The organism is Streptomyces sp. NPDC046900 (assembly GCF_040644975.1).
Taxonomy (GTDB): Bacteria; Actinomycetota; Actinomycetes; order Streptomycetales; family Streptomycetaceae; genus Streptomyces.
On record NZ_JBEYXD010000033.1, the window covers coordinates 72,787 to 93,939 of the forward strand.

The window sequence follows — 21,153 nt, forward strand, 5'->3', positions numbered from 1 at the left end:
CGCGTCGCCCCTGCCGCTGCGTTGAGGTCGCCGTGACCGCTCCACGGGCGGGACGGTGGATCCGAGCAATGGGGGACTGCCAATGTCACCCGTTCGGCGGGACTCGCCGTCGGCCGGCTCATGACCCGTTTGGGGGTTGCGGGTACATCGTCCGGAGATCTGCATCGCTCCGCCGCCGCACGTCGCGCGCGCCGCCGCCCCGCGCCGATCAGGGCCTTGCATCCCGCCTCGGGGTTCGGCGTGCGCCCGGCGCCGACGGGCGGGGGAGTGTGGTCGCTCATAAGCTCGGTTCCACCTCGCGGCTCGAGTCCCACGACCCGGCCGTCTTCCGCGGCTCACCTGGAGTCAGTCCATGACGCATGTGCGCAGACGGTTGCGCAGTGGGGCCAAGACCGCCGCCATGGTGGGGGCGCTCGCGCTGCCGGTCGTGGCGGGGGCCGCGTTCGGCGTGCCCGAGCCGGATGCCACCGAAGTCCCCGTCGCCGTACCGCACACGTTGCCGGATCAGGGGCCCGATCCCGGGGTGCTGCAACTCACCTCCGCCGTGAAGGAACGGCTCGACGACGCCGTTCAGGGGGTCATGCGCGAGGCCGACGTGCCCGGTGTGACCGTGGGGCTGTGGACGCCCGACCGGGGCAGTTATGTGAGGTCGTTCGGAGTCGCCGACCAGCGCGACGGGCGGTCGATGGCCGCGGATCTGTACATGCGGATCGGCAGTGAGACCAAGACGTTCACCGTGACGGCGTTACTCCAGTTGGCCGACCGGGGCCGGGTGGGCCTTGACGACCCCATCGCCAAGTACGTCGACGGTGTGCCGAACGGAAGCAGGATCACCCTGCGTCAGCTGGCGGGGATGCGCAGCGGCCTGTTCAACTACACCAGGGACCGGACCTTCAACAAGGCGCTGACCTCCGATCCGAGGCGGTCCTTCACACCGCGGGAGCTGCTCGGCTACGCCTTCGGGCACCCCGCCCTGTTCCCGCCCGGGGAGAAGTTCGACTACAGCAACACCAATCTCGTCCTGCTGGGCCTGGTCGTCGAGAAGGCCGGTGGCCTGCCGCTCAGGGACTTCATCCGGAAGAACGTGCTCGCACCGGCCGGGCTGGACCACTCGGTCTTCCCGGCCGACGCCGCGTTCCCCGTTCCGCACGCGCAGGGGTATACCGACCAGACCGCGAGCGGGAAGGTCGAGGACGCGGCCGACTGGAATCCGTCGTGGGCCTGGGCGGCCGGCGCGATGATCTCCGATCTGCGGGATCTGCGCACATGGGCGCGTACGGTGGCCACCGGCACACTTCCGGACGGCGGCACCCTCGTCAGCCCCGCTGTGCAGAAGCAGCGGCTGACCACGCCATCGCCCCCGGACCCGGGCTCCGGGTACGGCCTCGGCATCTTCAACGTCCATGGCTGGATCGGGCACAACGGTTCCATGCCGGGATACGGGTCCCTGACCGTGTATCTCCCCTCGTCCCAGGCGACTCTGGTCGTCCTGCTCAACACCGACATCGACCACGAAGGCGAGGAGCCCAGCGCCCTCTTCGGCGAGGCCATCACCGGCATCGTCACGCCGAGGCACGTCTTCGACCTGCCCGCGCAGCCCGCGGACCGCTGAGGGTCCCCGTCGCGAATAATCCGGTGCCGAGCGGCCGTCCCGCTTCCTACACTCACCACGTATCGCGCGCCGCCCCGTCCTCGCGGCGCGTGTCATGACGAGCGAGGGGAGCCCGGCCGTGCGTGAGCGCACCGCTGTCGTCGTCCCCCCGTCACGCTACGAGGTGATCCTCGTGTCCTCCTTCGTCCGGTGCCGGCTGCGCGGCCGGAACCGGATGCCCGGGACGAACCTCTGACCTCTGTCCGCTCCCGCCCATGCGTGCCACGCCGGGCCCGGGGCGGATGTCCGAACCCGTCCCGGTCACGGACGCGTTGTGCGGGCGTGCTGCTCCGAGCAGCACCCCACGACCTCCAGGCAGGAGGGCACCACGTGCGTCCTGCAATCGCGCCGCCCCGTCGGATCATCCCGAAAGGCCCTGGGCCGTGCGCACCGACCTGCACCGTCAATCCATCAGTCCCCTCACCGCCGTTCGCAACCTGGGCATCCTCGCCCACGTCGACGCCGGGAAGACCACCGTCACCGAGCGGATCCTGTATCTGACCGGGACCACGCACAAGCGCGGCGAGGTCCACGAGGGCACGACCTTCACCGACTTCGACCCCCAGGAGCGCGACCGTGGCATCACCATCTTCGCCGCCGCCGTCAGTTGCACCTGGGACGGCCACCGGATCAACCTGATCGACACCCCGGGCCACGTGGACTTCGCCGACGAGGTGGAGCGCTCGCTGCGTGTGCTGGACGGCGCGATCGCCGTGTTCGACGCGGTCGCGGGTGTCGAGCCGCAGAGCGAGTCCGTGTGGCGGCAGGCCGACCGGTACGGGGTGCCGAGGATCGCCTTCGTGAACAAGCTGGATCGCGCCGGCGCCGACCTCGACACCGCGGTCGACTCCATCAGGAGGCGGCTGCATCCGGCCCCTCTGGTCGTCCAGCTGCCGATCGGCGCGGAGGACGGCTTCACCGGCGTGGTGGATCTGCTGCGTATGCGATCGCTGATCTGGACGGACGGCAGCGACACGGCCGAGGTGGGCCCGGTGCCGGACGCCTTGCACGACGAGGCGCTACGACGCCGCAGGCTGCTGGAGGAGGCCGTGGCCGAACTCGATCCCTCGGCACTGGAGGAGTTCTGCGCGCGCTCCACGCTGGACGAGCGGACCCTGCGTCGTGCGCTGCGTGAGCTGACCCGGACCGGTGAGGGCGTGGTCGTGCTGTGCGGTTCCGCCTACCGCAACCGGGGAATCGAACCGCTGCTCGACGCGGTCGCGGACTACCTGCCCTCGCCGCTGGACGTGCCCGCGGTGCGCGGCACCGTGGGCGGCGCCGAACAGGAACGGCCGGCCGACCCGGCAGCGCCGTTCGCGGCGCTGGCGTTCAAGGTGAACGCGGGCGCCACGGGCAGGCTCACCTGTCTGCGCGTCTATTCGGGCACGTTGAGGAAGGGAGACACCGTGCTGGACGCGAGCACCGGGCGCAGCGAGCGGATCGCCCGGATCCTGCGGGTGCGGGCAGATCGCCACACGGAGCTGGAGACGGCCGTGGCCGGGGACATCGTCGCGGTGATCGGGCCGAAGCGGGCCCGCGCCGGTGCGACGCTGTGCGCACCGGGGTCACCGCTGGTCCTGGAACCGCAGGTGGTGGCCGATCCGGTGGTCTCCGTCGCGGTCGAGGCCCGCAGGAGCACCGACAGCGACCGCCTGGTCCCGGCGCTTGCGCGGCTGGTCGAGGAGGACCCCTCGCTGGTCCTGCGCACCGACGCCGAGACCGGTCAGACGGTGCTGTCCGGCATGGGCGAGCTGCACCTGGAGGTGGCGGTCGAGAAGGTCCGTCGCGCCCACGGTCTCGACGTCAACGTCGGCCGTCCGAGGGTGACATACCGGGAGACGGTCGTCCACGGGGTGGTGGGTCAGCTCTACCGCCACGTCAAACAGGACGGCGGCGCGGGGCAGTTCGCGCATGTGGTCCTCGATGTGGAACCGCTGGAGGCGGAGGGAGACGGTGGTGCCGCGAGCGGATTCGAGTTCCGCTCGGTCGTCGTCGGCGGCCGGGTGCCGCAGGAGTACGTCCGGGCGGTGGAGGCCGGATGCCGGGACGCCCTGGCGGAGGGTCCGCTCGGCGGCCATCCGGTGACCGGGCTGCGTGTCGTCCTGACCGACGGCGCGACCCATCCGAAGGACTCCTCGGAGACGGCGTTCCGCGCGGCCGGCCGGCTCGGGCTGCGTCAGGCGCTCAGAGCCTGCGCCTTGGTCGTGCTGGAACCGGTGGCGGAAGTCACGGTCACTGTGCCCGACGACGCGGTCGGCTCGGTGCTCGGTGACCTGGCGGCACGCCGGGGGCGGGTGTCGGGCACGGAGGCGCGGGCGGGCACGACGGTGATCACCGCTACCGTGCCGCTGGCCGAACTGTTCGGCTACGCGACCCGGTTGCGCAGCCGCACCCAGGGCCGCGGCGCCTTCTCCACCCGGCCCGCCGGCCATGCCCCGGTCCCGGGGTCGGTGTCTGACGGGACGTCGGCCCGGTGACCCGGTCCCGCTGAGGGGTCGGCCCCGCTCACGGGCGGGGCCGGCCTCCGATCGGACGGTGGCCCGTTGACCCGGCGACGGTTCGGTCCAGCGTGCGGGAGACCGGTGCCCGACGGGTGCCCCAGTACTCCGCTGCACCTGACCCGGTGAGCGGGACCGTCACCGGGTCAACGAGCCCGCGTCCATAACTCTCCGCCGCCACACGGGGTTTCGCTCACACGTCGTGGTTCACATCACACCCTGCGGTGATCGGAATGTGCATGCGGCTTCACATGTTCATGGCATGCTCACATCTTGTTACTCGCCGGTATTTCTGAACCGGCGGGTCTTTTCCGCTACCCCCCACCACCTCAGGACAGGTCTTGCGTATCCGCAAGTGGCGCCTGCGGGCCGTCGTGCCCGCACTCACAGCCTTCGCACTCCTGCTCGCCTCGGGCTGCTCGTCCGGCCCCGGTCCGTCCTCCGCCTCCGAGGCCGCGCGCGCCGGACAGGCCGAGGCCGCCGTGCAGGCGACCGGCGGCACCGATCGCCCGCTCGCCGTCGCCGCCGCACCCGCCGCGACGCCGACCGCACTCGCCCGGCCGGGCAAGAGCGGCGGACAGGCCCGACAGAGCACGCTCAAAGTAAGTTCGTACGACCGTCACACCGGGCGGGCCGTCATCTCCCATACGAGTAAGGGAACTGTTCCCCCGTCAGGTACCCCCGCCACAACGACTCCTTCGAGCTCCCCGAGTGGCCCCTCCGAGTCGGGGCGCATCGCGGTCGGCGACGTGATCGCCAGCGCGCCCGCGCCCGGCGCCCCGGACGGTCTGCTCGCCAAGGTCACCGAGGTGCTGGGCGAGAAGGGCGACGGCACCGAGGTGCAGACGGCGCCGACCACCCTCGGCGCCCTGCTCGGTGACGACGATGCCAAGGGTGCGGTGCCGGTGGACCCGGCCTCCTTCGACATCGAACGGCTGCTGCCCGACGTGAAGGTCTCCTGGGCCAAGACGGGCGACCTCCACTCCGGACCCGAGGGCACGAAGGTCCCGTTGGGCAGCCTGCGCGTGGACGTTCAGGCCGATGTGCCCGTGGCCGCCGGCGCACCGGTGTCGGCGGACGCGACCGTGGCCGGATACGTCCAGGTCGCGCCCGAGGTCGACTTCTCCTACGGGGGAGGCGGTTCGGGCACCGCCGCCGGGGAGGCCGGGCCCGCCGCGGCGTACCTCGGGGTCTCGGGCGACTGGACCTCGCAGTGGTCCCTGAAGGGCCGGGCCTCGGCGTCCGCCAAGCCGGTGCGGGTGCCGTTCGCCAAGCTCCACGCCGATCCCGTCCTCCAGGTCGGCCCCATCCCCGTTGTCGTCAACCTCGATTTGACCTGCTACTTCGAGATCAGCGGCGACGGCAGAGTGACCGTCTCGGTCGAACAGGACCTCAAGGGCGACTTCAAGGCCGGCGGCACCTTCGGCGTGGCCAAGGGCTGGACGCCCGTGAACGAGTCGACGATGACGAGCACCCCGGTCCGCGCCTCCGTCACGACCGCGGGCGGCGTCAAGGCGGTCCTCGGCGCGGAGGCCGCAGTGGGTCTGTACGGCGCGGTGGGCGTCACCGCCGACCTCGCACCGTATCTCCGGGGCGAGGCCTCGGCGACCGCGACGGCCGCCGCCGGCTCGGGCGCCCAGCCCACGGCCGCCGTACTCGGGTCTTGGGCCCTGTACGGCGGTGTCGATCTGAGCGGGGCGCTGCAGGTGCAGTTGGCCGTCTTCGGTACGCCTGTTGTCCGGCACACCGTTCCGCTCGGCGCACTGCACCGGGAGTGGAGGCTCGCCGGCAGCAGCGCGTAGGAGCGGCGCGAGCACGGCAGGGCGGGCGTCCCGGGCGGGTGGGGACGTCCGCCCGTGCTGCCCGTCCCGTCCCGTGGGACGTCCCTCGCGCTGTCCGGAACAGCGAAACGGCATTCCCGCCCGCCGCCACGGAAACGCTGGGCGTCGTGAGATCACGCTTCGTGATCGCACTGTCAGCACGGAGGTTTCCATGATTCGTCGGACACTGCAGGGCGGCCTGGTGGCCGCGGTCGCGCTCTTCGCGCTCGTGCCCACGGCGGCCGTGGCCGTCGAGGGCGACCAGGCCATTCCGGCGCCGGTCGTCGCGACGGTCCCGCACCGTCCGCACACGCTGCTCCCCGTCGCCCCCGCCCGGCACGCACCCGTCCGTCACCGGGCACACCACTCCAAGCGGTGCCACCACCACCTCAGGCACGCACGACATCTCCGTCACGTTCGTCACGCGAGCCGCATCCACCACATCACCGGCACCGCCTACCACCGCCGTGCCGTGCGGGTCGTGGGGCACGTGACCACGCGGCACGTCCGGCTGAACATCCGCTCCGGTCCCGGTCTCGGGTACCGGGTGGTCGGCCACCGTCACGCCCAGGGCCGGCTGTTGCTGGTCTGCAAGAAGCACGGCTCGTACGTCTACGGGAACGGGCGCTGGTACAGGCTCGCGGGTGGAAGGGGGTATGTGTCCGCCCACTACGTCCGTGCGCGGAGCGCCGTGCCCTGGTGCTGACGCGCCCTGCCCCGATCTCTCCCGAAGATGCGGTCTGCCCGGACACCCGAGAGTGTCCGGGCAGGCTGTCTGTGTGTCACCGACCCGATGGTTTCTCGATCTCTTTCCGGAACCAATGTATGGCTGCCCTACATTGACGGGAACACATCCCGACAACAGGGGCGAACCGCCCAAAATAGAATCGGCGTTGAGGGACAGGTCATGCGACATCCCCAAGGACCCAGACCGTGAAAGCCGGCGCAGCACGGACGGCGTGGGTCTCGCGGTCGGCGGCCACCCCGCCCCCGCAGACGGACGGGCCGTTCGTGACGGAACTGCGCGATCTGAAGGAACGAACCGGTCTCAGCCTCGCGGCCCTCGCCGCGCGCACCCCCTACAGCAAATCCGCCTGGCATCGGTATCTCAACGGCGCTCAGCGGCCGCCCCGTTCGGCGGTCGAGGCGCTCGCCCTGCTCGCCGGCGCGGATCCCGGCCCGTTGCTGGCCCTGTGGGAGACGGCCGACCGTCCGCCCGCCGTGGATGCCCCGGCTCGCCACGAGGAACCGGGGCGATGGCTCCTCAGGCTCCGCCGACCGCCGCTCACCGCACTCGCCCTGATCGTCACCGTCGCCACCGTGTCCATGACCCTCGTCACGGCCCACCGCTCCGGTGCGCCGGGCGGGCGGCAGGTGGCGGCCTCGCCGAGGTGCCGGGGCACCTCCTGTCAGGGGCAGCTGCCCGACGTCGCCGCATGCGACCGGGACGCACAGACGAAGAGCTCGGTCCGGGCCGCCTCCTACGCGGTGCGGCTGGAGTACTCCCCGTCCTGCGGCGCGGCCTGGGCCGAGGTCCAGGCCCAGGCCTCGGACGCCCGTGTCATCTCCGTCCGCTCAGGGCGTGACGTGCTGTCGGCGGCGTACCCGGGGGACGGTTCCGGCGGCACGGCGAGCCCCATGCTCGCCGTGGCTTCACCAGAAGGAGTGGAGGCGTGCGCCGAGGTGGACGGCAAGCTGGCGTGCACCGGCCTGGACGCGCATCCCACCGGCGAGCACTGAGCCGATGATCCCACTGCAGTTCATCTCCTGGTGTACGGCGTGTCCTCGCACTTCCCCTGACGGATGTCCTACATGTTGTAGGGTTTGGCTCGTTCGTCCGCCGGCCGGCAGCGGCCGGCGCGTTGTCGCCGATCGGGGGATCCGTGCAGGAGCCAGACGAGCCGTCACCCGTGAGCGGCCCGGTCTTCGAGTCGGTGGTGGACCGGGCCCTGGACCATCCGCAGGTCGCGGCCGCGATCGGCGCCGCCCCCATGCGCGAGTGGCTGCGCTCGCAGGCGCTTCAGGCGCGCGATCGGCTGACCGGTGCCGCGGCCCATGAACTGGACCGCTATCTCGCGCTCCGTGCCGGAGCGGTAGCGCGCCGGCGGCGTCGGTCACGCGACGACAACCGGGCCGAGAGCAGACTCCTGCCCGTGTTCGCGGTGCTGGTGCCGAGCCTCGGCGCCGCGGCCACCGGTGTCTTCCTGCTGTGCGGATTCGGCCTCCGGGCCTTCGCCGTGCGCCCGCACATCGGCGACGGGCTCGTGATGGCCGGGGTGATCGCCGCCGCCGTGACGGCGGGAGCGGCCCTCGGGGACCTCGGCTGGATTCTGGCGACCCGCGCGCGCTGCCGGAACGGCCGCGACGACGACCGGGCGGAGGCCGATCCCGAGGTGCGCAGTGCCCGTGCGGACTGGGAGCGCGCCCTGCTGGAGCGGGCACTGGTGCCGTTCCTGCTCGCGCATGTCGATCTCGAGCCGGCGGACCGAGGGCCCGCGGAGGGCGAGCCTGTGGGCTTCGAGCGGGTCGTGGGCGCGGAGGAGCGAGCCCAGTAGCGTTACCACGGCTCCCCGCACGGGAACCGGTTCATGTCCCATGCGATCACCCTTGCCTGATTCCTACCTTTTGCCGGGCTCCGCTTTACCCCTACGAAACGTAGGGTCGGTGTATCGGTCCGGGAGGACCGAGGGCAGACTGTCCCGCACTCTTGTGTCAGCTTCCGTCCACGCCGGTCGCTCCGGCTTCTTGTCAAGGTGAGTCATCGCGGTGCCCGCAGAGCAACAATCACTGATCCCCCAGCAGCGCGACCAGCGTGCGCGCGGTACGGCGAGGGAGGGTTCGCCCCTGCTCGCGCGCCTGCGCCCCGGGGCGGCCGCGGCCACGGTCTGGTACCTCAGGCTGCAGGCCGTGCTGAACATCGTTGCCGTCCTCTCCCTGCCCTTCCGAGAAGAGGTCCACGAGCACAACGTCGGCGAGTTCTTCACCCCGTACCTGGCCACCGCGGGACTGGTCTCGGCGGCGCTCGCACTGTTCCTCGCGCTGGTGATGCGCCGCCGCAAGCGGGCCGCGTGGATCTTCAACATGATGCTGGCCGGCCCGCTGTTCGCGCTCTACGTACTCGCCCTGACCCAGGACGGCTACCGCCAGCACGCCTTCAACTGGATCTCGGCCCTGCTCACCGGACTGTTCGTGGCCGCGCTGCTGCTCGGCCGCAAGGAGTTCCGCGCTGTGGGCGACCGCTCCAACCCGCGGCTCGCGCTGATCGTCGGTGCGGCGGGCATCCTCGTCAGCGGCGGCTTCGGCGCCCTCCTGGTGGACGCCACCAACAAGGTCTCCGGCGCCTCCCTGACCGACAAGATCGCGTACACGCTGCTGCGCGGGGTCAGTGTCGGCCCGCTGGCCGACCGTATCGACACCGTGGACGCCCCGCGCTGGGTGGACATCGTCATCAACGTCCTGATCGCCGTCTCCTTCCTCCTCGTCCTGTACGCATGCTTCCGCGCCCCCCGCGGCCGGGAACTCCTCGGCGAGGACGACGAACGGCGACTGCGCGACCTGCTCGCCAGACACGGCGACCGCGACTCCCTCGGCTACTTCGCGCTGCGCCGCGACAAGGCCGTCATCTGGTCGCCGAGCGGGAAGGCCGCCATCACCTACCGGGTGGTCGGGGGCGTCACGCTGGCCGCCGGCGACCCCATCGGTGACCCCGAGGCCTGGCCCGGCGCCATCGAGGAGTGGCTGGAGGAGGCTCGCCGCCATGCCTGGACGCCCGCCGTGATGGGCGCCAGCGAGGAGGCCGGGACGATCTACGCCCGGCATGGCCTGGACGCCCTCGAACTGGGTGACGAGGCGATCGTGGAGGTCGCCGACTTCAGCCTCGAGGGTCGCGCGATGCGGGTCGTGCGGCAGGCGCACAACCGGGTCCGCCGCGCCGGGTACACCGTGCGGATCCGGCGCCACGGCGACATCCCCGAGTCCGACATGGCCACCCTGATCGAGAAGGCCGACCACTGGCGCGACGGCGGCAGCGAGCGCGGCTTCTCCATGGCGCTGGGCCGCCTCGGCGACCCGGCCGACGGCTGCTGCATGATGCTGGAGTGCCGCGACGCCGAAGGTGAGCCCAGGGCCCTGCTCAGCTTTGTGCCCTGGGGTGAGCACGGCCTCTCCCTCGACCTGATGCGGCGCGATCGCGGCTGCGAGAACGGCCTGATGGAATTCATGGTCATCGAGCTGCTGACACGCGCCCGCGATCTCGGCGTCGAACGGGTGTCGCTCAACTTCGCCATGTTCCGCGCCGTCTTCGAGCGCGGTGCCCGCCTCGGGGCGGGTCCCGTCCTGCGGCTGTGGCGCTCGGTGCTGACCTTCTTCTCCCGCTGGTGGCAGATCGAGTCCCTCTACCGCGCCAACGCCAAGTACCGGCCGGTGTGGGAACCCCGCTTCCTGCTGTTCGAGAAGAGCAGCGACATCCCGCGCATCGGGATCGCCAGCGCGCGTGCCGAGGGCTTCCTCACAGCGCCGAGCCTGCCGTCCCTCTTCAGACGGCGGCACGCCCCGGCCGCGCACGGGCAGTCGCAACTGTCCCGTGGGAAAGGTCGCTGAACGGGTACGGAAAGGGTCATCGAGCGGTAAAGTCCCGGGCCCGCGGTGAGACGCGGCACCCGGGACGACGTACAGGAGGCGAGGGGGGTAGACCCCCGCGCCGCCAGCCGCCCCGGAGGTACCCCGCTCGTGACGATCGTCAAAGCACCGCCGGCGCCGGTCGACCGGCCCCGGGGCGACGAGGAGGCTCCGCAGGACCGCCGGTTCACCTCCTCCCACGGCCTGATCCTCCTGCTGCTTCTGCTGGTCGTCGGGCAGGGCCCGATCCGGCGGGCGCTCGGCGCTCCGGTGATGCAGAGCTGGATGACCGTCTTCCTCGCCGTGGTCATCCAGGCGCTGCCCTTCCTCGTCCTCGGTGTGCTGCTCTCGGCGGCCCTCGCGGTGTTCGTCCCGCCGTCGTTCTTCGCCCGGGCCCTGCCGAAGCGGCCGGCCCTCGCGGTGCCGGTCGCCGGGGTGGCCGGAGCGGTGCTGCCCGGCTGCGAATGCGCCTCCGTGCCGGTCGCCGGGGCTCTGGTGCGCCGGGGCGTCACGCCCGCGGCGGCGCTGGCCTTCCTGCTGTCCGCTCCCGCGATCAACCCGATCGTGCTGACCGCCACGGCCGTCGCGTTCCCGCGCGACCCGGAGATGGTTCTGGCCCGGTTCGCGGCCAGCCTGCTCGTGGCGTGCGCGATGGGCTGGCTGTGGCAGCGCCTCGGCCGCACCGACTGGCTGCGGCCGCCGGCCCGCGCCTCGCACGAGGGGCAGAGCAAGGGCGCCGCATTCTGGGACTCCGTACGCCACGACGTGATGCACGCCGGCGGCTTCCTGGTCGTCGGAGCCATGGCCGCGGCCACGCTGAAGGCCGTGGCGCCGGCGAGCTGGCTGCGTACGGCGGCGGGCGATCCGGTCGTGGCGCTCCTCGCGCTCTCGGTCCTCGCGGTGCTGCTGTCCATCTGCTCCGAGGCGGACGCCTTCGTGGCGGCGTCGCTGTCGCAGTTCTCGCTCACCGCCCGGCTGGCGTTCCTCGTGGTCGGCCCGATGATCGACCTGAAGCTGTTCGCGATGCAGGCCGGCACCTTCGGACGCGCCTTCGCGCTGCGGTTCGCGCCCGCCACCTTCGTACTGGCGATCCTGGTGTCGGTCGTGGTCGGGGTGGTGCTGCTGTGAACCGTCAAGCACAGGCGGCCGTCCTGTTCCTGCTCGGCGGGGCGATGCTGCACGCCGGAACGACCAGCCTGTACCTGCGCTATGTGAAGGCCGGGCTGCAGCCGCTGCTGCTCGCGGCCGGTGCCGTCCTGATCGTTGCGTCCGCCGCCACCGCCTGGTACGAGCTGCGCCGGGGGCGGGCGGCCCGGCGACAGAAAGGCGCGGGCCGTACGCCCGAGGGGCACGGCGACGGTCACAGCGGCCACGGCGACGGTCACGGTCACCGCGAGCCCCGGGTGTCCTGGCTCCTCGTGCTGCCCCTGTTCGCCCTCATCCTGGTCGCCCCGCCCGCGCTCGGCTCCTACAGCGCCCTTCGCTCCGGCACGGCGCTCCAGCCGCCGCTGGCCTACCCGGCCCTGCCGTCGGGCGACCCGGCCCCGCTGAGCCTGGTGGACTACGCGGGCCGCGCGGCGTACGGGCACGGGCGTTCCCTGGGAGACCGCAAGGTCGAGGTCACGGGATTCGTCGCCCTCGACCCCGGCGGTACGCCCTACCTCGTCCGCATGGCCCTCAACTGCTGTGCCGCCGACGCCCAGCCGGTCAAGATCGGTCTGTCGGGGAAGCTGCCGCCCGTGCTCCAGCCGGACTCCTGGCTCCAGGTCACCGGCACCTACACCGGCAGGCGGACCAAGGACCCGGTCAACGGCGGGATCATCCCGTTCCTGGACGTCATCCAGGCCAAGCCGGTCCCCGAGCCCAAGGACCCGTACGACGAGAGCTGGAACCAGTAAGGGGAGGGCCCGAGGCCTCCGGGCCGGGTCAGTGGGCCGTCGCCCGGACCCCGTCCAGGGCCACGGCCAGCACCCGGTCCCGCTGCGCGTCGTCGAGGAAGTTCGTCGCCGTGATTCCGGCGACCATGCGCAGCAGGTCGTCGAAGCCGATGTCCGTACGGGCCTCGCCCGCCTTCTGTGCCTGCTCGAACAGCGGGCCGCCGGCCTGGTACATGGACTCCCGGCAGGCCAGGAAGACGTCCGACTCGTCGTCCATGGCCTCACGGATCGCCCGCTTGGTCACCGTGTAGTCCACGAAGCGGCGCAGCCACGAGGTGAGCGCCTGCCAGGGCTCGAGTCCGGCGACCTCCCGGGCCACCCGGCACAGATCGTTCACCTCGCCCGCGTACACGCTCTCGAACAGACGGCGACGGGTGGGGAAGTTCCGGTAGAGCGTCCCGATGCCGACGCCGGCGCGGCGGGCGATGTCCTCCAGCGAGGCCTCCGCGCCGTGTTCCGCGAAGGCCTCGCGTGCCGCGGCGATCAGGGCGTCGTAATTCCGGGCGGCGTCCTTCCGGTGCGGTCGCTGGGACGCGACGATCTCGCTGACGGGGAACGGCTGAACCGACACGTGTGCCTCCCTGGCCGGAACGAGCTTGAAGCGGAGGTGTGCCTCCGTTACAGTGGAGGCGTACCTCCACTTTAGCAGTCGAGGTGCGTCTGTCGTGGAGGCGTGCGGCCGCAGGCATCCACGGCAGACGCGCGACCTCTCGACCCTTTCGATCCGACGACGGGTCCGCGCAGTCCGCGCCGCCACCCGTGCCACCACCCGTTCCGCGACCGCCGCCCATGGCCGTCGGCGTGCTCCGCGCTGCCCGCAGCGCGACCGAGCCCGTACGACCGTGGCCGGACGACCTCGGCCGCACCCTGTTCGGAGAGGCTTTTGATGCCCCGCAAGTCCACCCGCCTCACCTTCGCGGTCCTCGCGACCGGTGCCGGCGTTTTCTCCATGCTGCAGTCGCTGATCGCGCCGGCCCTGCCGACCGTCCAGCATGCGCTGCACACCTCACAGTCCACCGCGACCTGGGTGATGACGGCCTATCTGCTGTCCGCCTCGATCTTCACCCCGATCCTCGGCCGGGTCGGCGACCTCGCCGGAAGGAAGCGCACTCTCGTCGCCGTCCTGCTGACCGTGCTGGCCGGCTGTCTTCTGGCCGCGCTCGCCCCGAACATCGGCGTGCTGATTCTGGCCCGGGTGATCCAGGGTGCCGGCGGCGCGCTGTTCCCCCTCTCCTTCGGCATCATCCGGGACGAGTTCGCCCCGGGCGCGGTGAGCGGGAGCATCAGCAACCTGTCCGCGGTGATCGCCGCCGGCGGTGGCGTCGGCATCGTGGCGGCCGGCCCCATCGTGTCCGCGCTCGACTACCGCTGGCTGTTCTGGATCCCCGTCGCCGTCGTCGCGGCGACCGCACTGATCGCCTTCCGCTTCGTGCCCGAGTCGCCCAACCGGGCCGAGGGGCGTGTCAACTGGCTGGGCGCCGTGCTGCTGTCGGCATGGCTGGTGGCCCTGCTGCTGCCCCTGAGCCAGGCGACCCAGTGGGGCTGGGGATCGGCCCGGGTGATCGGCCTGTTCGTCGCCGCGGTGGTGCTCTTCGCGCTGTGGCTGCTGGCCGAGGCACGCTCCAGGACCCCGCTCATCGACCTGCGCGTGATGCGGCTCCCCGCCGTGTGGACGACCAACACCGCCGCCCTGCTGTTCGGCGCGGGAATGTACTCGATCTGGTCCTTCCTGCCGGGCTTCATGCAGACGCCGCGCAGCGCCGGATACGGCTTCGGCGCGTCCGTCACCGTCTCCGGACTGCTCATGCTGCCGATGCTGATCGCCATGTTCTGCTCCGGCGTCCTCAGCGGCCGGCTGGAGCCGGTGCTCGGAGCCAAGGCGCTGCTCACCGCCGGTGCCGCTCTCGGCGCGGTCGCCTGCGGCATGCTCACCCTCTGGCACGACCAGCAGTGGCAGGTGGCCCTCGTCTCCGGTGTGTTCGGCCTGGGCATCGGACTGGCCTTCGCCTCGATGGCCCAGCTGATCGTGGGCAGCGTCCCCATCGAGCAGACGGGCGCCGCGACCGGGATGAACGCCAACATCCGGACGATCGGCGGTTCCATCGGTGCCGCGGTCACCAGCGTGCTCGTGACCGGGCGGCTGCAGCCCTCGGGTCTGCCCTACGACTCCGGCTACACGCACGGCTTCGGCCTGCTCGCCCTGCTCTGCCTGGGCGCGGCGCTGGCCGCGCTGCTCGTCCCGGCCCGGCGCGCGGGCCGCGTGACCGGCCTGCCCCGTGCGGCCGAGGCGCCGGCCCACAGCGAGCCGGAAGCCGCCGCCCCGGCGGTGCGCGGCTGACGGCCCGCGACCCCCGCGGGCCGGACGGCGGCGCGGGGCACTCGACGGATCGAACCCGCGGACGGCGCACCGACCGCCGCCACGGCCCTCAGGCCGTGGCGGCGGTCGCGGTTTCAGCGGCCGGCGGACCGGACCGGGCCGGCGAGTTCGCGCGCGTGCTCGACCGCGGCGCCGACGGTGGTGCGGAGCACGGGACCGTGGCCGGGGAGAAGGACGTCGGCGTCCAGCTTCTCGAGGAGGGCCAGGGAGTCCAGGGCGCGGTCGCGGTCGCGGTGGAACATCCCGGGCAGCAGCTGCGGCCCACGCAGGCGGGACGTCGGATGGGCGCTGACCAGCGCGTCCCCCGTGATCAGAACCCCTGAATCGGGCAAGTGGTAGGCGCAGTGCCCGTCGGTGTGGCCGGGGGTGAGCACCGGAACCGGGCGCCCGGGCAGGTCCAGCGGGCCCTCGTCGGGGAACGCCTGCGGCTCGGCGACCGGGACGTGCTCCGTTCCCCCGGCGCGCAGGGCGTGCACGGCCCAGGGGAGGACCCCGGGCCGCCAGCCGTTGGCCAGGACCTTGCCGATCGACACCTGGTGCAGGAACTCCCGCCGGGCGTGGGGCAGTTCGGCCTCATGCGTCAGGACGGGCGTCCCGTGCGTGCGGCGCAGGTACTCCGCCGCGCCCAGGTGGTCGTTGTGCGCGTGCGTGATCAGCACGGCCGTCACGGCAGCGGGGGCGACGCCCACGGAGGCCAGCGACGCGAGGAGGCGCTCCCGGTCCCGGGGATAGCCCGTGTCGACCAGGGTGGCGCTGTCGCCGTCCTTCACGATCACCCAGTTGGTGTTGCTCCCCGGTACGAGATACACGTCGGAGCCGATCTCGACGATGCTGTCGTCGGGCATGGATCACCGGATCTTCCCTCGGGCCCTGAAGGGCGACCGACCCTACCGCTCGGTGCGGACGCCGCTCCGGCGTCGCCGGCCCATCCTCTCGCGACCGTGCGCGGGGCCCGTCGGCACCCCCCGGAAGATCCCCTCACACCGCCACGTGCCGCATGGCGTGTTCGCGTACGACCTCGCTCGCGCTCTTGTCGTCGCGCAGCCCGAGAAACCGCGGGTGGCGCAGCATGCCGTCCTTGGTCCACTCGGTGAACCCGATCTGCGCGACCGGTTCAGGCCGCGTCCAATGGACGCCCCTCTCACGTACCGGGTCGTCGAACGGCGAGGCCTGGGTGGCCAGTTCGTCGAGCCGGGCGCGGAGGCGGAGCAGGGTGCGGCGGTCGAACCCGGTGCCGACCTTGCCCGCGTAGCGGAGCCGGTCGTCCTCGTAGTAGCCGAGGAGCAGCGCCCCGAACCCGACCCGGCTGCCGGCCGGCTCGGTGAAACCGCCGATGACGAACTCCTGACCCAGGGAGCACTTGAGCTTCAGCCAGTCCGTGGAACGGCGGGACTGGTAGGTGCTGTCCGCCCGTTTGGCGATCAGCCCTTCCCAGCCGCGGCCGCACGCCTCGGCCAGCAGGTCGGCGCCGCCCTCGTTGCGGTGGGTGGTCAGCCGCAGCGGGGCCCGGTGGACGAGGGCGCGCCGCAGCAGCGACTTGCGGGTGCGCAGCGGCAGCCGCCGGGTGTCCGCTCCCTCCAGTCGCAGCAGATCGAAGAGGTAGTACTTCACCGCGACCCCGCTGGCCTCGATGTCCCGGCGCCGGGTGAGCCCCATGCGCTGCTGCAGCCGGGAGAAGTCGGTGCGTCCGCCGGAGAACGCGACGATCTCGCCGTCGACGGTGAAGTCCGCGCACTCCTGCGCGGCGAGCGTCTCCACGATCTCCGGATAGGTGTCGTTCAGGTGCCGGCCCGTCCGCGACAGCAGAAGGACCCGGTCGCCCTCGCGCACCGCCAGCACCCGGATGCCGTCCAGCTTCCGCTCGAAGATCCATTCCCCGCCGGAGAAATCCCGTCGGTCGCTCAACGTGGCGAGCATGGGCCGCGCGGCGAGTTCCGCCCCGGGACGCGCCGAGCCGAGCAGTCGGCGCTGCTCGGCGGGCAGCGTGTCGGTAAGACCGCTCATCGGCCGCTCACCCCGCGCCGCCCTCGGTGGCGACCCGGGCGAGCGTGCGTCCGCTGCGAACCGACCGGGCCCGGCGCGGGTCCGGCGTCCCGTGCCGGGCCGAGTGGGCGTGGCCCGCCTTGACCAGGAGCCAGGCCTCGCCCTCGCCGTTCCCCTTTCCGCTGCGGAAGCGGGTGAGGGCGTACTCGCCGCGCAGCTTCGTCCCATGCAGCCGGAACGTGGCGTGCCCGCGCTCCAGTGCCTCCTCGAAGGGGACGGGCCGCCCACGGCGGTCGTGGCTCAGCGGCCGGTATGTGCCGCGGTCCCACACGATGACGGTGCCGCCCCCGTAGTCTCCCTCCGGGATGACGCCCTCGAAGTCCGCGTACTCCAGCGGGTGGTCCTCCGTGGGCATCGCGAGCCGCTTGTCCCCGGGATCGGCGGAGGGTCCCTTGGGGACGGCCCAGGACCTGAGAACGTCGCCGACCTGGAGCCGGAAGTCGAAGTGCAGGGTGCTCGCGTCATGGATCTGCACCACGAAACGGGGTTCCTCGTCCCGGGACGTCGTGTCACCCCGGGGTTCGCGGGTCCGGTCGAAGTCCCGTTTGCCGCGATACTCCCCCAGCCGATCGCTGCCGCCCACGTCAGGCTCCCTTCCCGCCGACCGCCCGAGGCGGTTCACGCCGTCTTCCGGGGCCGAGTACCCCTTCGGCCGTCATGACCACCTGAACAGTGCGGCGCCGCGTGGGCGGGTGCCGGCGTGCGGCACGCGGGTCATGCGTCCCGGTCGGCGGCCGGTGCTGGCCCGGTGGCGATGTGCTGCAGCGCGGTGGTGAGTTGGGTCAGGTCGTAGGGGCCGAGGTGGTCCATGATGTGCCGTCGCACGCTGGCCAGGTGGGTCGGCCAGGCCTCCCGCAGACGCTCGAGTCCGGAGTCGGTCAGGACGGCGTTCCAGCCGCGCCTGTCCTCGTCGCATTTGACGCGCTGGACGAAGCCCTGCTTCTCGAGGCGGTTCACGACCCGGGTCATCCCGCTGAGCGAGAGGTTGCAGATGGCAGCCAGTTCGCTCATGCGCAGGTGCGCGCCGGGAGCTTCGGACAGATACATCAGCGCCGTGTACTCGGACAACGTGATCCGGGCATCGCGGACCATGTCGGCGTCGACGACCCGCGGCACCGCCAGCATCACCCGGCCCAGTGCGCGCAGGAATCCTTCCTCGCTCGAGGTGAGGGGCGGCAGAGGGCGTTCCTTGGACGGCATGCTGCCGATTGTATCTGCTTGACAAGTCAAGGACCCCATGCATCTACTTGACCCTGCAAGTTTTTACTTGACGAGGCAAGTACATGTTCGGATTCGGAAAACGCAGAGGTACGACCATGACCAAGATCGGCATCATCCTGGGAAGCACGCGTCCCGGCCGCAACGGCGAGGCCGTCGCCCGCTGGGTCCACGAGATCGCGGACCGGCGCAGCGACGCCGAGTTCGAGCTCGTGGACCTGGCGGACTACAAGCTGCCGCTGCTCGACGAGGCCTACCCGCCGTCGATGGGCCAGTACACCCAGCCGCACACCCAGGCCTGGGCGGACAAGATCGCCTCCCTCGACGGCTTCGTGATCGTCACGCCCGAGTACAACCGCTCGGTGCCCGGAGCCCTCAAGAACGCCCTCGACTTCCTCTACGCCGAGTGGAACAACAAGGCGGTCGGCTTCGTCAGCTACGGCGGCAACGGCGGCACCCGCGCCGTTGAGCACCTGCGCGGTGTCGCAGGCGAGCTCCAGATGGCGGACGTCCGGTCCCAGGTCGCCCTCTCCCTCTTCGCCGACTTCGAGAACTTCAGCGTCTTCAAGCCGCTCGACGTCCAGCACGACACCCTCGTCACCACGCTCGACCAGGTCATCGCCTGGAGCAAGGCGCTGGCCCCGCTGCGCGCGAACTGACCGCAGCGCCCCGAAACCGGTTCCGTACCGGTGGACGCGCGAGCTTCCGCAGCCGATCCCAGCGGCTGCGGAAGCTCGCGGTGCCGGGCGGCCGGGGACGAGACGGCCCGCCGCCGGCGGGCAGTTGACGCTGAACGCCCGCTGGGAGAGATCCGGGTCGGTGTCGTCTTGCTTGCACCAACCCGCGTTCATGCAGGTTCCGGTGGACGGTCTCGGTCATCTCGGAGTCGTCGACGGTGGCGTCTGTGCTCTCCACGCTCGTGATCACATGGGTTGCATCCGGCTCACCGGTCTCGGTCAGATGGGTCTTGTAGCCGCACCAGCCCGAGCCCCCGCTTCATGCCGTAGCGCGCGTCGAGGTCGTAGGGCGAGGGCAGCCGGCGTCGGGCCGGCGGGGGGTCCTTCGCCTCCCGCCGGCGCACCCCCTCACCGTCGCGGTGGTACTGCTCCACTCAGGCTCGGCGTAAGACCTGAACAGCGGGGATCTGCCGAAGCTGGTCCGGGGTAGCGGGGTGAAGACGGCCTCCAGGACGGTGAAACCGTCCCTGCCGACCTGCTCAGCCCACTGGGTGCGGACGTTGTCACTCTTGGGGAAGCGGTAGAGGTCGGTCTGGGCACCGTAGCGCTCGGTCCAGTCAGCCGTGAGCTGCCCTGTCAGCCACTGCGACGCCGCCGCAGCCAGGGCCCCCAGCGCCGCGCGCAGGGTCTCGCCGACGAATTCCATCCGGTTCAACACCCGTACCGGTGCCAGGACATGACTAGGGTCCGTCCGCTCCCGACCGCCTGCCCGCAGCAGCCCAGATCGCAGATCCGCCCCAGAACCCTCTTCTCCAGGCTGCGCTCGATCAGCTGGGCACGGAAATCACCCAGGACCATGAAGTCGAACCCCGGATGATTCAGTTCCAGGCCCAGCAAGAACTTCCAGTCCATCCGGGCCCGCACCTGATCAGCGGCCTGCCGGTCTTTGAGTCCCCTCCGCGTACTGCATTCTCGAACAGCGGGCCGAGCGCCTCACGAACACGGCTCGCCAACGTTCCCTTGCAAGTCCAGGGCATCCACCATCGCCGGATTGCGGATTTGCCAACGGAGTGCTTCAGAGCGGTGGTGAAGCGCATCTCAAGACTGCTCTGACCTGTGCCATAGGCATGGGTTCGCCCTGTTGACCTCAGCCCACGGGGTGCTCTGCCGCTCGAGGGTTTGGATTCCAACGAGGTGATATGAGCCAAATGTTATTGTGATCGCGTGAGCGGCGAACTCGGTCTGGAGAAGCGGAAGTTCGGACATCGTGCCCGGCTGGCGCTGAGCTGTGCCGAGATCCGGCTGATCGACGACCAGGCGCACGCGTCCCGCACCATGTGGAACTGCCTGCACGCCTGGTGGACGATGCTACCGAAGGACAAGCGGACGCTGGCCGCCGCCGACGCGGCGATACGACAGGCTCGTAAGGAGATCGACTTCCTCGCCATCCTTCCCGCGCAGGCCGCGCAGGCGGTGCTGAAGACGTACTTCCAGGCGTGGAAGAACTGCTGGGAGGGTCGGGCCGACGAGCCGAACTTCAAGGCCCGCTTCCGCTCCGTGATGAGCGTGGACATCCCCCAGGGCCGCGACCTCCAGATCAAGCGGGTGCACCGCCGATGGGGCGTGGTCACCATCCCCAAGGTCGGCCGCGTCCGCTTCCGCTGGACCCGTGACCTGCCGGTGGGCAAGAAAGCGAACGCCGACCACCGGGTCACCGGTGCTCGGCTGATCAAGGATGCGTTGGGCTGGCACATCGCCTTCCGCATCACCACCCTGGAAGCCAAGCCCGAACCTCACGCTGGGCCAGAGATCGGCATCGACGCCGGGGTGAACGTCCCCCTCGCCCTCAGCGACGGCAACCACCAGGACCATGGGCGTCCCGCCCGACTCCCGGACCAAACCGCCGACCGGGACAAGTGGTTGAACGCCGATGAGAAGACCAAGCTGCTCCGCCTGGAACGGCGGGCCGCGCACCGCAAGAGCTTCCGCAAACGCGGGGAGAAGGCCTCCACGAGCCTCCAGCGGACTTATGACCAGATCCGTGGGCTTCGTGCGAAAGCCAAGCGCAGGCACCAGGACTGGCAGCACCAGACCACCACTTACCTCGCCCGCACCTATGGCGTGATCGTGGTGGAGCACCTCGACATCACGAACATGACCAAGAGCGCCCGGGGCACCATCGAGGAGCCGGGAAAGAACGTCGCACAGAAGGCCGGTCTGAACCTTTATCAGGGTGGTTGTACTGGTGTCCACGACGTCCACCACGATGGAGTGAATCTATGTGGTGGACGGCTTTTCTTGGGTCTGTCAGGCAC

The 21,153-nt window shown here is 71.2% G+C and carries 19 protein-coding genes; 12 read left to right on the forward strand and 7 right to left on the reverse strand.

Annotation, left to right across the window (positions count from 1 at the left end):
• Positions 1-352: 352 nt before the first annotated feature.
• The 9 genes from ABZ904_RS27870 (at position 353) to ABZ904_RS27910 (ending at position 12,484) form a co-directional block, all read left to right on the forward strand.
• Positions 353-1,612: a serine hydrolase domain-containing protein gene (locus ABZ904_RS27870; RefSeq protein WP_361001697.1), complete on the forward strand. Its 1,260-nt coding sequence runs from the start codon at positions 353-355 to the stop codon at positions 1,610-1,612.
• Between the two features lie 422 nt (positions 1,613-2,034).
• Positions 2,035-4,128 carry an elongation factor G gene (gene fusA, locus ABZ904_RS27875; protein WP_361001694.1) on the forward strand — a complete coding sequence of 698 codons (2,094 nt, stop codon included), beginning with the start codon at positions 2,035-2,037 and terminating at the stop codon, positions 4,126-4,128.
• A gap of 368 nt (positions 4,129-4,496) precedes the next feature.
• Complete coding sequence (locus tag ABZ904_RS27880) at positions 4,497-5,951, forward strand: hypothetical protein (RefSeq protein ID WP_361826100.1); 1,455 nt, start codon at positions 4,497-4,499, stop codon at positions 5,949-5,951.
• 190 nt (positions 5,952-6,141) lie between these two features.
• Positions 6,142-6,675, forward strand: a complete 534-nt coding sequence (locus ABZ904_RS27885) for a hypothetical protein (protein ID WP_360999423.1) — start codon at positions 6,142-6,144, stop codon at positions 6,673-6,675.
• A 227-nt stretch (positions 6,676-6,902) separates the two neighbouring features.
• Positions 6,903-7,709 carry a DUF2690 domain-containing protein gene (locus tag ABZ904_RS27890; RefSeq protein ID WP_360999425.1) on the forward strand — a complete coding sequence of 269 codons (807 nt, stop codon included), beginning with the start codon at positions 6,903-6,905 and terminating at the stop codon, positions 7,707-7,709.
• Between the two features lie 143 nt (positions 7,710-7,852).
• Positions 7,853-8,524, forward strand: coding sequence for a hypothetical protein (locus tag ABZ904_RS27895; protein ID WP_360999427.1), 672 nt, complete (start codon positions 7,853-7,855; stop codon positions 8,522-8,524).
• Positions 8,525-8,813: 289 nt separating this feature from the next.
• Entirely contained in the window at positions 8,814-10,568 is a 1,755-nt protein-coding gene (locus ABZ904_RS27900; RefSeq protein ID WP_360999603.1) for a phosphatidylglycerol lysyltransferase domain-containing protein, read from the forward strand.
• A 129-nt stretch (positions 10,569-10,697) separates the two neighbouring features.
• On the forward strand, positions 10,698-11,714 hold the full coding sequence (locus tag ABZ904_RS27905) for a permease (protein ID WP_360999429.1): 1,017 nt from the start codon (positions 10,698-10,700) through the stop codon (positions 11,712-11,714).
• A complete protein-coding gene (locus ABZ904_RS27910) occupies positions 11,711-12,484 on the forward strand; it encodes a TIGR03943 family protein (protein ID WP_360999432.1) in 774 nt (257 codons plus the stop codon). Before ABZ904_RS27905 ends, ABZ904_RS27910 begins: the two co-directional genes overlap by 4 nt.
• Positions 12,485-12,512: 28 nt before the next feature.
• Here the strand turns inward: ABZ904_RS27910 and ABZ904_RS27915 are convergent, their stop codons facing one another.
• A complete protein-coding gene (locus tag ABZ904_RS27915) occupies positions 12,513-13,094 on the reverse strand; it encodes a helix-turn-helix domain-containing protein (protein WP_360999435.1) in 582 nt (193 codons plus the stop codon).
• A 315-nt stretch (positions 13,095-13,409) separates the two neighbouring features.
• Here ABZ904_RS27915 and ABZ904_RS27920 point away from each other — a divergent pair, with 315 nt between their 5' ends.
• Positions 13,410-14,861, forward strand: a complete 1,452-nt coding sequence (locus ABZ904_RS27920; protein ID WP_360999438.1) for an MFS transporter — start codon at positions 13,410-13,412, stop codon at positions 14,859-14,861.
• A gap of 113 nt (positions 14,862-14,974) precedes the next feature.
• On the opposite strand, the gene ABZ904_RS27925 is transcribed toward ABZ904_RS27920, so the two are convergent.
• The 4 genes from ABZ904_RS27925 to ABZ904_RS27940 form a co-directional block, all read right to left on the reverse strand.
• Complete coding sequence (locus ABZ904_RS27925) at positions 14,975-15,745, reverse strand: MBL fold metallo-hydrolase (RefSeq protein ID WP_360999441.1); 771 nt, start codon at positions 15,743-15,745, stop codon at positions 14,975-14,977.
• A 133-nt stretch (positions 15,746-15,878) separates the two neighbouring features.
• Positions 15,879-16,904, reverse strand: coding sequence for a non-homologous end-joining DNA ligase (gene ligD / locus ABZ904_RS27930; protein ID WP_360999444.1), 1,026 nt, complete (start codon positions 16,902-16,904; stop codon positions 15,879-15,881).
• Positions 16,905-16,911: 7 nt separating this feature from the next.
• Positions 16,912-17,526 (reverse strand): DNA polymerase ligase N-terminal domain-containing protein, encoded by a 615-nt coding sequence (locus ABZ904_RS27935; RefSeq protein ID WP_360999447.1) that lies wholly within the window; start codon positions 17,524-17,526, stop codon positions 16,912-16,914.
• Positions 17,527-17,657: 131 nt separating this feature from the next.
• Positions 17,658-18,143 carry a MarR family transcriptional regulator gene (locus ABZ904_RS27940; protein ID WP_360999450.1) on the reverse strand — a complete coding sequence of 162 codons (486 nt, stop codon included), beginning with the start codon at positions 18,141-18,143 and terminating at the stop codon, positions 17,658-17,660.
• 116 nt (positions 18,144-18,259) lie between these two features.
• On the opposite strand from ABZ904_RS27940, the gene ABZ904_RS27945 reads away from it, so the two are divergent.
• Positions 18,260-18,820, forward strand: a complete 561-nt coding sequence (locus ABZ904_RS27945) for an NAD(P)H-dependent oxidoreductase (protein WP_360999453.1) — start codon at positions 18,260-18,262, stop codon at positions 18,818-18,820.
• 337 nt (positions 18,821-19,157) lie between these two features.
• Here the strand turns inward: ABZ904_RS27945 and ABZ904_RS27950 are convergent, their stop codons facing one another.
• Positions 19,158-19,544 (reverse strand): hypothetical protein, encoded by a 387-nt coding sequence (locus ABZ904_RS27950; RefSeq protein ID WP_360999456.1) that lies wholly within the window; start codon positions 19,542-19,544, stop codon positions 19,158-19,160.
• A gap of 5 nt (positions 19,545-19,549) precedes the next feature.
• A complete protein-coding gene (locus ABZ904_RS27955; protein ID WP_360999459.1) occupies positions 19,550-19,750 on the reverse strand; it encodes a hypothetical protein in 201 nt (66 codons plus the stop codon).
• 312 nt (positions 19,751-20,062) lie between these two features.
• Here ABZ904_RS27955 and ABZ904_RS27960 point away from each other — a divergent pair.
• Positions 20,063-21,153: transposase (locus ABZ904_RS27960; protein ID WP_361826091.1), on the forward strand; the 1,091-nt coding region annotated here is incomplete at its 3' end.